Source organism: Mesorhizobium escarrei, assembly GCF_935825525.1.
Classification (GTDB): Bacteria; Pseudomonadota; Alphaproteobacteria; order Rhizobiales; family Rhizobiaceae; genus Mesorhizobium; species Mesorhizobium escarrei.
This window is the reverse complement of record NZ_CAKXZT010000166.1, coordinates 62,802-75,483: the sequence shown is the minus strand read 5'-3', so window position 1 is coordinate 75,483 and position 12,682 is coordinate 62,802. Positions and strand designations below refer to the sequence as shown.

Annotated in this window: 12 protein-coding genes; 2 read left to right on the top strand and 10 right to left on the bottom strand. The window is 58.4% G+C overall.

Going from position 1 to position 12,682, the window contains the following annotated elements:
* Positions 1 to 355: 355 nt before the first annotated feature.
* The 3 genes from NMG80_RS30960 to NMG80_RS30950 form a co-directional block, all read right to left on the bottom strand.
* Entirely contained in the window at positions 356 to 1,777 is a 1,422-nt protein-coding gene (locus tag NMG80_RS30960) for a tyrosine-type recombinase/integrase (protein ID WP_254021640.1), read from the bottom strand.
* 331 nt (positions 1,778 to 2,108) lie between these two features.
* Positions 2,109 to 3,404, bottom strand: coding sequence for a hypothetical protein (locus NMG80_RS30955; protein WP_254021639.1), 1,296 nt, complete (start codon positions 3,402 to 3,404; stop codon positions 2,109 to 2,111).
* Positions 3,401 to 3,769, bottom strand: a complete 369-nt coding sequence (locus NMG80_RS30950; RefSeq protein WP_254021638.1) for a hypothetical protein — start codon at positions 3,767 to 3,769, stop codon at positions 3,401 to 3,403. The genes NMG80_RS30955 and NMG80_RS30950 overlap by 4 nt, the downstream gene beginning before the upstream one ends.
* Positions 3,770 to 4,651: 882 nt before the next feature.
* Between NMG80_RS30950 and NMG80_RS38060 the strand changes: the two genes are divergently transcribed.
* Positions 4,652 to 5,140 (top strand): hypothetical protein, encoded by a 489-nt coding sequence (locus tag NMG80_RS38060; protein WP_436798728.1) that lies wholly within the window; start codon positions 4,652 to 4,654, stop codon positions 5,138 to 5,140.
* The gene (locus NMG80_RS37550; RefSeq protein WP_436798727.1) at positions 5,059 to 5,499 is read left to right on the top strand and encodes a LysR substrate-binding domain-containing protein; all 441 of its coding nucleotides are present in this window, start codon (positions 5,059 to 5,061) and stop codon (positions 5,497 to 5,499) included. The genes NMG80_RS38060 and NMG80_RS37550 overlap by 82 nt, the downstream gene beginning before the upstream one ends.
* A gap of 544 nt (positions 5,500 to 6,043) precedes the next feature.
* Here NMG80_RS37550 and NMG80_RS30940 read toward each other — a convergent pair.
* The 7 genes from NMG80_RS30940 to NMG80_RS30910 all read right to left on the bottom strand — a co-directional run bounded on the left by NMG80_RS30940 (position 6,044) and on the right by NMG80_RS30910 (position 12,662).
* Complete coding sequence (locus NMG80_RS30940; protein WP_254021636.1) at positions 6,044 to 6,409, bottom strand: DUF1330 domain-containing protein; 366 nt, start codon at positions 6,407 to 6,409, stop codon at positions 6,044 to 6,046.
* Positions 6,410 to 6,536: 127 nt separating this feature from the next.
* Positions 6,537 to 7,679: an aromatic ring-hydroxylating oxygenase subunit alpha gene (locus tag NMG80_RS30935; protein WP_254021635.1), complete on the bottom strand. Its 1,143-nt coding sequence runs from the start codon at positions 7,677 to 7,679 to the stop codon at positions 6,537 to 6,539.
* A gap of 12 nt (positions 7,680 to 7,691) precedes the next feature.
* Positions 7,692 to 8,924: an NAD(P)/FAD-dependent oxidoreductase gene (locus NMG80_RS30930; RefSeq protein ID WP_254021634.1), complete on the bottom strand. Its 1,233-nt coding sequence runs from the start codon at positions 8,922 to 8,924 to the stop codon at positions 7,692 to 7,694.
* A gap of 161 nt (positions 8,925 to 9,085) precedes the next feature.
* Positions 9,086 to 9,877 (bottom strand): aspartate/glutamate racemase family protein, encoded by a 792-nt coding sequence (locus tag NMG80_RS30925; protein ID WP_254021633.1) that lies wholly within the window; start codon positions 9,875 to 9,877, stop codon positions 9,086 to 9,088.
* Positions 9,878 to 10,000: 123 nt separating this feature from the next.
* Positions 10,001 to 10,321: a non-heme iron oxygenase ferredoxin subunit gene (locus NMG80_RS30920; RefSeq protein ID WP_254021632.1), complete on the bottom strand. Its 321-nt coding sequence runs from the start codon at positions 10,319 to 10,321 to the stop codon at positions 10,001 to 10,003.
* A 121-nt stretch (positions 10,322 to 10,442) separates the two neighbouring features.
* Entirely contained in the window at positions 10,443 to 11,693 is a 1,251-nt protein-coding gene (locus NMG80_RS30915; RefSeq protein ID WP_254021631.1) for an aromatic ring-hydroxylating oxygenase subunit alpha, read from the bottom strand.
* A 141-nt stretch (positions 11,694 to 11,834) separates the two neighbouring features.
* Entirely contained in the window at positions 11,835 to 12,662 is an 828-nt protein-coding gene (locus NMG80_RS30910; RefSeq protein ID WP_254021630.1) for a substrate-binding periplasmic protein, read from the bottom strand.
* Between the last annotated feature and the right edge of the window lie 20 nt (positions 12,663 to 12,682).

Genomic DNA, 12,682 nt, shown 5'->3' with positions numbered 1-12,682 from the left:
ATCATCTTCAGCCTCCTGCTCAACTGGCTGAGGCTTTTGTGTGCCTTCTTCCTGACGCTGCTCGCAGCCACCGCAAAGCCGCCACTGCGGCCCCAATCAGCCTGACCCGAGTTCGGCTGGTGCGAGGCGCCAGCCCTACTCACTTTCCAGATCAATGCGCGATCGCATTCTTCACGGACGACAAAAAAGAGCGTCCCATCGAAATGGGCGGCACGTTGTTCGTTGACCCGCTCGGACGCAGATATCAATGAGATTCAGTCTACCGCAGGTGGCGAAGACATAGTTGTCGCTCAGTTCCTGCCGCTCGAAGCCGTTGATGCCTGAGCAGTCGTGCGACGAACGCTGATACGGTTGGTTATGCTGCTTCCCTCTCAATGATTTCTTGCGTCGCGGTGCCCGGCCTCGCCGTGCCGCTCGACATTCTGCCGCGTGGCTGAAATTGCACGATGTGCGAAGTCGGTAGCTCGCCGCGCATCAGCATCGCGATATGGTCTGCAATACGATCGGCGGCATCGACGAGAAGCACATCGACGCGCTTGAGGATGTAACCACCGGTGACGCCGCCGAGTCGATGTCCGAGAAGGGCGGCAATCGTGGGGAGCGAAGCGCCGAGCTCTTCCGCAATGCCGGCAAAGCTGTGGCGAAGGCTGTGCAGTGTCAGCCCGTCCAACGGCCCGGTTTCGGGAGGAGCCTCGCCTTGCTCCTCTGCTGCTGTCGCCGCCAATTGCCGCGCCGTATTCTGGACGGTGCGCCAGAGACCGGGCAATCCCTTGGATCCGGCGCCTTCTGGTTCGGCGGCAAAAACGAAGTCGGAAATGGCATCCAAACCGTCGACGACGGCGAACGCGGCGCGACCGAGCGGACGGAGCGAGAAGCCTGTCTTTGTTTCCTCGAGAGCGACGCAGTTTCCGTTGGCGTCGACCTCGTTCCATCCGAGCTTCTCACATTCCCCTCGCCGCACGCCGCTCACTGTGATGAAGCGAATGCCAGCAATACCGATCAGGTTGTGAAGGGGCTGGTCGTTGCGATCGCGCTTGCGCTCGAGGACGTGGAGGCTCTCTGCCAGGAGGCGATATTGTTCTCCGGTTAGAAGCGCCTTCTTCTGAGTGTCGGCAAAGCGTCGCACGCCGCGCACCGGGTTCGTTGAGACGTGTCCATTGTCGACGCCCCAGGCGAAAATGGCGCCGAGCAGGCCGAGGGTTCGGGTGATAGCACCTTTCCCTCCCTTGACAATGGACCGGCTCCGGAACCCCAGCTTTTTGTCCCGGGCGGTCTTACCGGTGACGACACCTGCCTTGAACTGCTCGATGTCCGCACGCTTGACCTCGCGAGCTTTGAGTTGTCCGAGCAGAGGCTTGATACGGGCGTCGATACGCGACTGGTCGGTTGAAAGCGTGCTGGCCTTCTTGGGTGTTCCCTTGCGGCCGAGGACGAGGCCAGCGTTCGCGGCTTCCATATAAAGATCGCAGAGTTGCGAGACAGTGACGGCCTCTCGGCGCCCGTCGCGATCAGAGGCGGGATCCTGGCCCTCCACCACCTTGGCAAGCTCCATCTTCGCCAGTGCCCGCGCACGCTCGACAGTCAGCGGCCCATATGCGCCGAGCTTGAGCCAACGCTGGCGGCCGCTCCGGGCACGGAACTTGACGACGAAGGTCTTGCGGCCTGAAGGCAGGACGCGCACTGCAAACCCCTTGAGCTCGCTATCCCAAAAGAGCGTGCCGGTCTTTTCTCCGGCGGATTCCAAGCCATCGACGAGGCGCTTTGTGAGTTTCGGCAATGACACCCTCCCTCAGAAATTGCTACCATATTGCAACCAAGCGGGAGAAAGAACAAGGCCAAATTCGGATATCACGGTGCGCCACAATATCTCTAACTCATTGATTTATCGTGATTTAGGATACTGTGGCGAACGGCGGCGAAGGTAGTATCTTGCCCTCCGAAGGCAGAGGTCCAGGTTCGAATCCTGTCGGGTGCGCCACAAAATCAAGCACTTAGAGAATGGCTTCGCGTCCCGTACGAAATGAGTATGTAAACAGGGGCGTGTGACTTCCACTGAATAAGCGCCAGCGCAAAGCCTGACTTGGCGGCTAGTTGCAGTCTCACCCCAGTTAAAACTTGGGGCACTTATTGTGCGCACAGAAATTCTCCACCGCACCAACGGGGTCAAGGGGGCACGGATTGTGCTGACAGTAGTCTTGTATCTGGGGCGGGACCACCGGCAATCGACCTAACCGATTAGTCACGTCCGCAATATTACCAACAAGCAAAGAGCGAAGATCTTCCATTGCAGTGAGTATTCCGTCAAATCGTCCGGTCAAATCAGCCAAGAATGGAGCATTCCCCATACTTATTTTACCTGGACGAATCACGGGTTGATCTTTCCTAATGTTCAGCTTCATCAAAAAGATACAGTCCCAATACATACTTTCTTCCCAAGCAAGCTTCCGGCTGTCACCCTGAGGTCCCTCGTCGCGCTCCGGAAACCATTGAAGCCTCGTCCTTGAAGGCGTTTCCTTCGACGGACACTTCTTCACAGACTCTGACGCCCAGACGCCTGATGGTCCGTTCTCGAGGTATTCGTAAAACGGATTAAATTTGCGCCGATAGGAAAGCATTGCAGCTGCATCAGATAGATCCTGGCCGTCGTATCCCATGTTTCTTAGCAGCAGAATCGCAACGCCTGCCAAGTGCATACTCTTCGATTCATTTAGCCCGGCATTAGCTTTCACTATCGCTTGAGCTTGCTTCGAAGAAAGCTCTGCCACGGTCGAGTTCAAGAATTTTTCATATTCGTGGGCATAGGCGTCTAGGGCCTCGTAGGCCGCACCCTCAAGGTCTCCCAATGCTTCATACGCCTCTTCCACATTCGGCAACCCTGGTGGAAGTCCGATCCGTCCAGCAAGCTCATCAATTAATTGAACGTAGTCTACCGTAATAGAATATATTTCATCGCGTGCTTTCTCAAACTTCGCCTTGAGTTCACCTGGGTCTGGGAATTGTGCCACGCCATAGGATGAACAAACTTCTAAGGCATCCCGAGCCATGTCGAAGCCTGCTGCGACTGTCACCAACAGTGGGCAATCCAAAGCCTTGAACAGACATTCTTTATGGGTGCAATAACTCGGCTGAGGCCCATAAACGTGCGGATTACGTTTGATCCAGTTCAGCCATCTGGCGAACGCAGGCTTGTCACCTGTTTGGACCAGATAGAGGTACACGCCCAGCGCTTGATCGGTGCTGAAACTTGACTGGTCATCAGTATCAATTTGACCAATATGATCTTTAGAGCGCCACCACCTTCCATCCGCGTCTTGGGCGATTTTATCAGCGTCTTGGGCGATTTTAACACCGTCGCAACCCCGTTTGTCCCCGACCGCACAAAGCATGCCGTTGAAAAGGGTCATGTCTCCTGAATCACAATTCTTTTCTGAAACATAGAAGCCATCCAATCCTCGACGGGCACCTTCGGGTTGTATCGCATCATCGGATCATAAATATCGTCCTGCTTGGAGGGGAAAATATCGTTCCCTACTTTGCAGGAAAATACTTGCTCTTCCCAAAACTGCATACGATTTTCTAGCTCACTAATCCGCAAATTTCGGATGTAAGCTTGAATCTCTTTTTCCGTGAAGGTTGACGTGTTGGTGGCGCCGAAGGCCAAAGGGGTGAACGAAAGGAGCAGAATCAGGGTGAGAACCGCACTCCCCTTTCGTCGCAGCGTTAACGTTGAAGACTGCCAAACATTAAGGCACAGGCGAGCGGAGAACATGCTGATCCCCTCCATCGGCATTCAGCCTGACCGGAGATTGCCAACCACAAATCCGAGAGTCAAATCAACACGGCGCGTCGGTCAGCACCGGCACGTCTCGCACGTCGCTCATTGGCTCGCTCGCGAGTTCGGGCAGCAGTGGCGTGAACGCAACATGCCCCCTAGGAAGCCAGCGAAGCATGAAGAGCAGTCGATCAAACTTGTTTCTGGAAGGAAGGGAAATACGCAAGCGCAAGGAGGGTGCTAGTAAAGAGGCATGTCTAGCTTGGGGGAAAGAACGATGAAGAGATTCGCGCCGTTGGCAGTAGTCATAGCGGCCGGAGCGGCGGGCTATGCCGCGACTGAAGCCTTTGTCTTCGCGACCATGACGCCATAACCCTTGCCAGCCTTACGGGGGTGGGTGCGTGCATAGTGTCCGGGCCGTCGATCTGGATACTGGAACGCTCGCTCATTGAGGTACTCGCAGTCGGCTGACAGCGATAGGAAAGTGGATTGAAAGACGGCTCGGTCATTGGCATCGATGTGGGATATTCGCCGAAGCGGCGGTCAAGCGCGATATGTCGACTTGACTGGTCTGTCTCGACCATCTCGTGGGAGATCGTGCGCTTCCGAGCGGTGGAACCAGAGCGTGAGAAGGTAATCGCACATGTCGCAGCTGGTCGGCGGATAGTCGCAGCAGCCTTCGATGGCCCCATTCGAAGGAGCTTCGATATCATCGGCCGATATCGGACAGCAGAGCGGATGCTGACCCGCGGCGTCAGTCCTCTGATCGGCAAGCCAGGGCAATCCAGCGCGCCAGTTGGCAGACGGCTGAACCAACACGCCAATGAGTGCGTCGGTCATCTTGTGACCCATTCCGTTGTGCAAGACGCTCGGCACGGAGTGCCGATTGATCGGAAGGCGCTGGTCGAGGCATTTCCGACCTCGTTTCTCGGAATGATGATCGAGGAGCCGAAGCGTCTCGTGGCCCGTAGAGGCGATCGATCGGATATCTTCTTCCAGCACCTCGTAACTACCGGCGTCCTGCACTCACTCATCGAGCACTGCCTTCCTGGCCGACAGTTGGCGCAAGACCTGAGAAACGTCGTCAATCACGACGATCGAGCAGCCGTCATCTGCGCGATCTCGGCGCTTTGTGTCGCGATGGGCGACTTCGTTGCGGTCGGTGACGATGACGGGTGGATCATATTGCCGCCGCGGCGGTTCATCCAATGGGCGCTTCTCCCACAGGTCTACCCCTTCCTCAACAGGATTGCCTTCGGTTCGGTGAGCTACCGGATCGAACCGACATTGCTGCCCGGCCGCTCGGATCACAACGCCTTCTCCTTTGTGCGGCGCCCAGTTATTTGGAAGCGTCTGGCACGCCGGTGAGCCAGAGTGACCTTCACCACCATGCCTGTATTCTAGGAAGCCGGCCTGGCCGACCAGTTTCCTGGCGCTTTCTCGATGAGGAAGGTCGTGTCCAGTCTTTTGACCCGCCGGCAACTCACCAAGCAAGCGACGGCGAGGTTGTCATTGAAATGGCCGTTGCTGGTTTCGGCCTATGTCAAATGCCGCAGTCACTTGTCCAGGCTTACATCGATCGGCGTGAACTGGCCGTAGTGCTGCCAGATCAATACCAGGTGCAATCGCCACTGAACGCGGTCTGGCCAACCACCCGTACCATGCTCCCGAGGGTCCGTCTGGTGGTCGACGAACTCGTTCGACGAGCCGATGCGGGAACGCTGTAAGAGCCAACACCACGGCCGATTAAGAACGGCAGCTTATCGCAAATCCCCGCCGAAACCCGCCAGGCCGCTCACGGCCCAAACCCGACATTTAGAGATGGCCTGAGGGAGAACCGCTGCTGGTGCGACTTTGCCCTTGTCGGCATCCGAGTTCGTGCAGCTGACCACTGGTCGCTCTTGATCTTCCGGGCATCCATCTGGTGGGACAAAAACATCGAAAAACATTGGAACAGATTTGAATGCCGCGCGGTCCCACCGACCTCTAAGTAGTTGAATTTGCATTCTTTCCAAGCATCCTCCGGGCCCACCATGACAATTGATTTTGTTGTTGAAAATTGCCCCCGCCCCAAAACGTTTTGGGGCCATGATGGGCCGGCGTAAAATGTCGTTAGGTCGGTTTGTTCCCTTTTGGCGCGCCCAAGTTTGAATTCGGCGGGGAAGCACCTATACGCGTAGCGAAAGAACAGGGGCCGAAATGCCGATTTTGAACGAACAGATCGCGAAGCGCGTAATGGGGCCAATGGCAGAGAACGAAGATTGGTGGCACCTATGCTACGATACCGAAGCCAAGGAATTCTTCGTAGAGCACGAGTGGAGCTACGTCAGGATAATCCAGGTCATCATAGCAAGCCTGGGCAAGATCGTACGAGGGAAACTCTACGATTACCACTCGGCGTGCATCCCGCGCTTCCTTGAGCAACGGCGGCACCTTAAGAGGATTAATGCGCGCCTGGTATTTTTCGGCAATCGGCTTCCACAATTTGGCGTATTCGCTCTGAGCGTCGTCGTTCGAAATCTTGGTTCCGATAATCAGCCAATAGCCCTTCATTCGATCGTCGTGGACGATGGGCGCGGCCGGATACGGGAAAGATCGCTCCAATCGTCGTTTAGCACGCGCGTCTGGACTGGTCACGAATGGCTCCTTGCTACCGCTTCACACCAATTTTGCAGGGCTGGCTGTAGCGCCGACAGAAGTCTCGCCCTCCGCAGGTGAGCCCAGCAATCCCGTCCCGCCCTCGGAACATCCGCAGCTCGGTGCGTCACTCCATCATTTGAAGATAGTGGTCGAGCACTGGGCGCACCGCGCCTTCCGCGCGCGGGTTGAGGGGTCCAGGTACGAAGACTCGTGACAGGACCCCTTGGTAGTTGCGCTCGCAGAGTTCCTTGTCTTCCGAGTTTGTCGCGCGCCAGACCTCCACAACGCGATCGGTCTCATAGTCGACGCCCTCGACGGCATCCTTCCGGACGTACCAGATCGTGGTCCATTGCACCTCGCCCACGGAGAGCGGGTTCATAACGTGAATGATTGCGTGATCGACGTGGAAGAGGACGCGCGTCAGAACGGGCAGCAGTCCAAGACCTTCAGCCACCTCGAGTTGGAGCGTCGCATCCTCGGCATGGCGTCCAAGCGGCTTGCTGACGAGATCGCCAGTCATGGAGACGGTCACAAGACCCTTTCTCACTGGTTCGCCGCCAAGGAAACATGCGCCGCCCCAGGTCGCCGTCTGGTCGTAGGACGACTGGATGTCGAAGGCGACGCCGAGTTCAGGGTGCGAGCCGGCGCAGTGATAGCATTCCAGGTAGTTTTCCAGGAGCGTCTTCCAGTTGCCCCGTACGAGCAGCTGGTCGCGGCAGATCTCCTTGACGTTCTCAGGCTCGAGTTTCAAAAGCCCCGCCGGCGGCTCGCCCAGCGCTTGGATGAGTGTTTGCTCGGGGTTCGGCGACAGGTTGACGAAAATCATTCCAGCCCAAACCTCGGCTGCGGCTGGGTTCAGCGCTAACTTGTCGTAATCGATGCATCCCCCGTCCGGCATCATCGGCGCGCGACGCAGGCCGCCGTTCAGCTCATAGCTCCATTGATGGTACGGGCAGACGAAGAGCTTGACGTTGCCGCTGCCTGCCTTCGTCAGTTGCGAGCCGCGATGGCGGCAGACATTGAAATGCGCCCGAACGGTTTCGGCGCTCTCGCGAACGATGATGAGGCTCTCGCCCGCGAAGGTGTGGAGGAAGTAATCGCCGACGTTTGGGATTTGCGACACATGGCCCGCGAACGTCCATTGCTTGAAGAAGACCTTCTCGATTTCACGTTCGAAGATTTCCTGCGAGATGTAGTAGTCCCGGGAGAGCGTCGTGTCGGTTGCGCGGGGGACGGGAGCGCGCTTCGGCCTTTCGAGGGTGTTCATGGTCCTTCCCTTTCAAACACCGCGGTCCAGCGGTTGACCTGACTGCGTCCAGAGACGTGCCAGGTCGAATTCGGCTTCCTGGACCGAATTGAGATGCAACTCTCCGCGAGCCATCAGCTTGCGCGTCAGCATGTGGTCTCGCGAAGCGTTGATTGTATCGAGGGCAATGATGCGCCCGTCCCGATGATGCCAGATTGTGTGGCTGCTCTCGTTAGAGCGCAGGAACGAGCCGTCGGAGCCCTTGGGAAAGCCGACTGACTGCAAGCGCAAATCGTATTGATCGCTCCAGAACCAAGGAAGGGGGGCGTATTCGGCTTCGAGGCCACACAGCCGGCGCGCTACGACATCGGCTTGGTCCGAGGCATTCTGCACGGATTCAAGCTGAACCAGATCGCCGTCGCGTGGAAATGTCGCGCAATCGCCGATCGCGAAAATTCGGTCGTCGGACGTTGCGCATCGCGTGTCCGTGACAATTCCGCGATTGACCGCAAGGCCCGCCTCTTCCGCCAGCGCGGCGTTCGGCGCCGCGCCGATCGCGCACAGCACGATTTCCGCGTTCACGCGCTCGCCGTCCGCCAAGAAGACGTCAAAGCCGGATGCGCCCTGCGCGACGCGCTTGACCGTGCTCTGGATACGGAACGAAACACCATGGGCTTCGTGCGCGGCTTGAACGATGCCCGCAAGTTCGGGACCCGCCACGCGAGCCAGCACGCGGGGGGCGGCCTCGATCACTGTCACGCGCTTGCCCAGGAGCGCGGAGGACGCGGCCACTTCCAGGCCTACGTAGCCTGCGCCTATGATCGCGATGCTCTGAGCTCGGCCCAGGTCGGCCTTCAGGCGGACGGCGTCGGCGATATTTCGAAGGACATTGAGGTTCCCCCCGGTCTCATCGACGCAGCTCGCCAAGCCACGCGGCGCCGCGCCGGTCGAGAGGACGAGCTTGTCATAGGATAGGACATCGCCCGAACCCAGCTTCAGCGTGCGAGCGAGCGGATTCAATTCGATCGCTGCGACACCGAGACGAACCTCGACGCCGTTCTTGGCCAACTGGTCTTCGCCGCGGAAATACAGTTCCGAGGGCTGCACATCCTCGCTTAGGAACTTCTTGGAAAGGGGAGGCCGATTATACGGGGGATGTTTTTCGTCGCCGACCAAGACCACGCGGCCCTGGTAGCGGTGTTTGCTCAGTCCCGCCACAAGGGCATTTGCCGCGTGGCCTGTACCGACAACGACGAGCGTCTCCACGAGGTAGAAACCTTTCCGATCAGGTACGGTACCGATTGGGCGTCAAAGCATTTGACAGAGTGAGAATACCGTATCGTATAAAAACTGTCCATATAATCTTATTAAGATACTCAATGGTCAGATTTGGACGATGGGCGCGTTACACGGCCGAAAGAGTTCCGTCACCTTCCGAAATCCGGCTTCGTCGAGTTCCAGACCCTGCGAGCACGTGCGAACTCGTCGGCGAAATGTCCCGTCGGCTTCATGTAATAGCCTTGCCGCGCGATGAAGTAGCCGCCTTTCTGCCTTAGATCGGCCAGGCCCTCCGCCATCTTCAGAGCCATGAGGTTGGGATTGATGATCGGGACTTCGGACGGTTCGCCGCCGTCCATGAGGTATTCCTGATAGATCGCCGCTATGATCGTGCATCCCATGATGACGGTTTCCGCGCCGAACCGTTTCGCCGCCTCCTTGGACAGGTTGACGACGTCTCGCGCGACGGCGCCGCGATCGTCGATCATGTCCTTGACGAACCAGTCGATGGCGTCGACGCCCCGCACGGAGTTGCCCTGGCCGTTGCGTTGCGCCTCATCGTAAATGTAAGGGACAGCCTTTCGGTGATCGGTCAGCACCATGGTCGAGTGCCCGTAATAGGCCGCCATCTGAAAAGAGGCCTCGAGCGGACCCACCACGGGAATATCGACGAGCTCCCGGGCGACGCGAACGCCGGGGTCGTAAAGGCAACCGACGATCACGGCGTCGTACCCCTGCTCCTCGGAAACCATGACGCTCTCGTAGAGCGACTGCTCGATCATGTGCTTGGAATAGAAGAAGTCGATGTCGGGCGGGCAGGCGTCGAGATGGGTCACCTCCATCGTCGTGTCTGCGGCGCAGAAATGTCCAAGCGTTTTCTTGATCACCTCATCGTACACCGATGATCCGAACGGGTTGATGAAGTTTATGCGCCGCGACATGGTATGCCTTTCGTAAGCTCTTTCGATCCGGAACCAGCCGCCCGGCTTGTGGCCCAGTGATGCGCTGCAAGTTCGTTGGAGGGCCTGGCTGGTGAACACGCAGTCCGGCCGACGGCAGATGGCTCAGATCGAGCACAGCACCCTCTCCCCCTCTGTCCTGACGGCGTAGGTCTTCAGGGCGCATTCCGCCGGGCCGCGCTCAACCTGGCCCGTCTTCACGTTGAACAGCGCGCCGTGCAGGGGGCATTCGATAGTCCCGTTTTCGAGCCACCCCTCCGACAGGAGCGCAAATTCGTGGGTGCAGACGTTGTCGGTGGCGAAGAGACCATCCTCCAAGCGGTAGATGACGATCCGGCGCTCCTCATGCTGGAACTCGTGCATGCCGCCCTCGTCGATATCGTCGACGCTGCACACATCGATCCATACCGTGTCGGTCTGCTCCATCTGCTTACCTCTCAAGGATTGCCCTAGGCAGCCACGGAAGCCGCTTGCGAACTGTTCGGCACGATTGCCGCAAACAGGGCCCGCCGCGCTCAGCCTCGGCTCCGCGGAGGCGGCGAAAATATCAGAGCGCATTGGCGAGCGACGACATGTACCACTCGGTGAAGCGCACCGTCTTTTCCTCGATTGGGAGCGCGTACGGGCCTGGGGTATAGAAGCGGGAGGAAACGCCGCGCTGGTTGTCTTCGACGATCTTCTTGTCTGCGCCGGCGGTCACTCTCCACATCCAGGTGAGCTCGTCGCGATCATAATCCTTTCCTTCGACTGCATCGCCACGCACGAGCCAGATGACGGCAAGCTCGGTTTCGAACAGGGACTTGGGCGTATACCGGAAGATCGCCCCATAATCGCCGTAACTCAGGCAGTGGTTCATCGGGCCGATATAGCAAACCGCCATTCCGTTGTCGTAGCTCTGGAATTTCCCCATCAGCGGAGCGAGCGGGGAACCATCCTTGCTCGCGGTGCAGGCGTTCGCGGTCATCGGATAGCGGTTGGAATAGGCCTGTTCCTGGCCGTCGAGCGCTGCGAGTGCCCAATGATCGCGCGTTTCGACGCGAATACCCTGCGCCGCGGCCTTCGCGTTCATCTCGGCGATGAGCTTCTTCTCGGTCGCCGTCGATTGCCCGTGGACGACGGAGAACTCCGGATGCGACGGCGCGCAGTGGTAGCACTCGACCTGGTTCTCAAGCGCGAGCTTCCAGTTGGCCGAGAACACGACGCTCGACTGATAGGCCACCTTGGCGTTTGCCCAACCGTAGATGCCGAGGGTGGCGTTAATATTCTCTTCGCAATCGTCAAACGCCAGAGGGGTGTCCGAGAGGCTCACGAAGATAAGTCCTTGTACGACCTTCGTCGGCAGCGGCTTCAAGCCGAACCCCTGCTTGTCGAAGTCGCGCGGCATCATGCGGGCATGGGCGAGCGATCCGTCGAGTCCATACGACCAGGCGTGATAGGGGCAGATCAGCATGCCGCCTCGTGCGTGGCCGGAAGTCTCGCAAATGCGCGATCCTCTATGACGGCAGACGTTGGCGAAAGATCGGATCTCATTGTCCGCATCGCGCACCACGATGACCGACTCGCGGTCGTAGTCGAAGACGATGTAGTCGCCGGCGTTCGGAATGGCGCTGACATGATTGACGCACTGCCAGTGCGGCATCAGCACCTTTTCGATGTCGAGGCGATAGATATGGTCGGAGAGATAGAATTCCGGCTGAAGGCCGTAGTTCTTGCGTTGCTTGTCCAGAAGGGAGCCTATGCTCGCCTTGGCGTTCGCGTCCGACGACAGCGCTTGCTCAATCTTCGTGATCTCGTTCATGGCTTTGCCTCCCGAATCCAAAGCGTCGACTTCAAGTCGGCCGCGTTCGATCGCCGAACTGTTATGACAATGCCGCTGGGCGACGGCCGACACTCAGCGGGACGGGCGCGCGTCCGTTCCGCACGCGCGCCCATACGATTGTCACTTCACGAGCCGCGGCTCGCCCACGTCTCCCATCTCGGGTTTGTAGCCAGCGTCCGTGAGCCACTTGGCCAGCGTGCCGTCCTTGTGGATCCTGGTGACAGTGTCGTCGAGCGCCTCGCCCAGACCCTTGTTGCCGAGCGTATAGAGAAGCCCGCTCTGCGGCGGCTGCATGGTGTCGGGTATGCGCGGATCAGACTTCACTAGCGCAGTCTTGAAGCCCTTCAGGCGACCGCTCTTCTGGGCTTCGACAGGAGCTACGGATCCGTCGAGGGCAACATCGACCCGGCCAGCTTCAAGGTCCGTGTACATGGCAAGGCCGTCAGGATATTGCTTGAGCTTCGCGCCAAAGACCTTTTGAAGCGTGGCGTTCCAGGTGTACCCCGTGACGGTGCCGATCGACTTCCCCATCATGGCGTCGACCGTATCCAGTCCGTCCTTCGAGATCGAGGTCATGGGATCGATATAGGTCGGTGCTGAAAGGCCGACGACCTTCGTGCGGGCCTCCGAGCGATACCACGCCCCCACAGCCACATCGGCCTTCCCCGAGACGACGGATTGGACAACGGCTGCCGGAGCGAGATTGAGTGGTACCACCTCCAGACAGTTTGCCTTGGCAGTCTCCTCAACCATTTGGGTGTCGATGCCCGAGATTTTGTTGTCTTGGGTCACCATCGAGAACGGGGGATAGTTGTAAATTGCGACGGTGAGCTTGCCGGGCGTTACGGTCTTGACTTCGTGCGCCGGCTTACAGTCGTCTGCGTAGGATGCGGTGGAAGCGGCTACGAGGGCCGCGACGGCGCCGACAATACTTTTGAATGAAGACATCTGCCAATTCTCCTCTTTGG

Coding starts and splice junctions, on each gene's coding strand:
- NMG80_RS30955 (WP_254021639.1), bottom strand. CDS start 3,404: ATGACCCTTTTCAACGGCATGCTTTGTGCGGTCGGGGACAAACGGGGT.
- NMG80_RS30950 (WP_254021638.1), bottom strand. CDS start 3,769: ATGTTCTCCGCTCGCCTGTGCCTTAATGTTTGGCAGTCTTCAACGTTA.
- NMG80_RS30935 (WP_254021635.1), bottom strand. CDS start 7,679: ATGAACACCCTCGAAAGGCCGAAGCGCGCTCCCGTCCCCCGCGCAACC.
- NMG80_RS30925 (WP_254021633.1), bottom strand. CDS start 9,877: ATGTCGCGGCGCATAAACTTCATCAACCCGTTCGGATCATCGGTGTAC.
- NMG80_RS30920 (WP_254021632.1), bottom strand. CDS start 10,321: ATGGAGCAGACCGACACGGTATGGATCGATGTGTGCAGCGTCGACGAT.
- NMG80_RS30915 (WP_254021631.1), bottom strand. CDS start 11,693: ATGAACGAGATCACGAAGATTGAGCAAGCGCTGTCGTCGGACGCGAAC.
- NMG80_RS30910 (WP_254021630.1), bottom strand. CDS start 12,662: ATGTCTTCATTCAAAAGTATTGTCGGCGCCGTCGCGGCCCTCGTAGCC.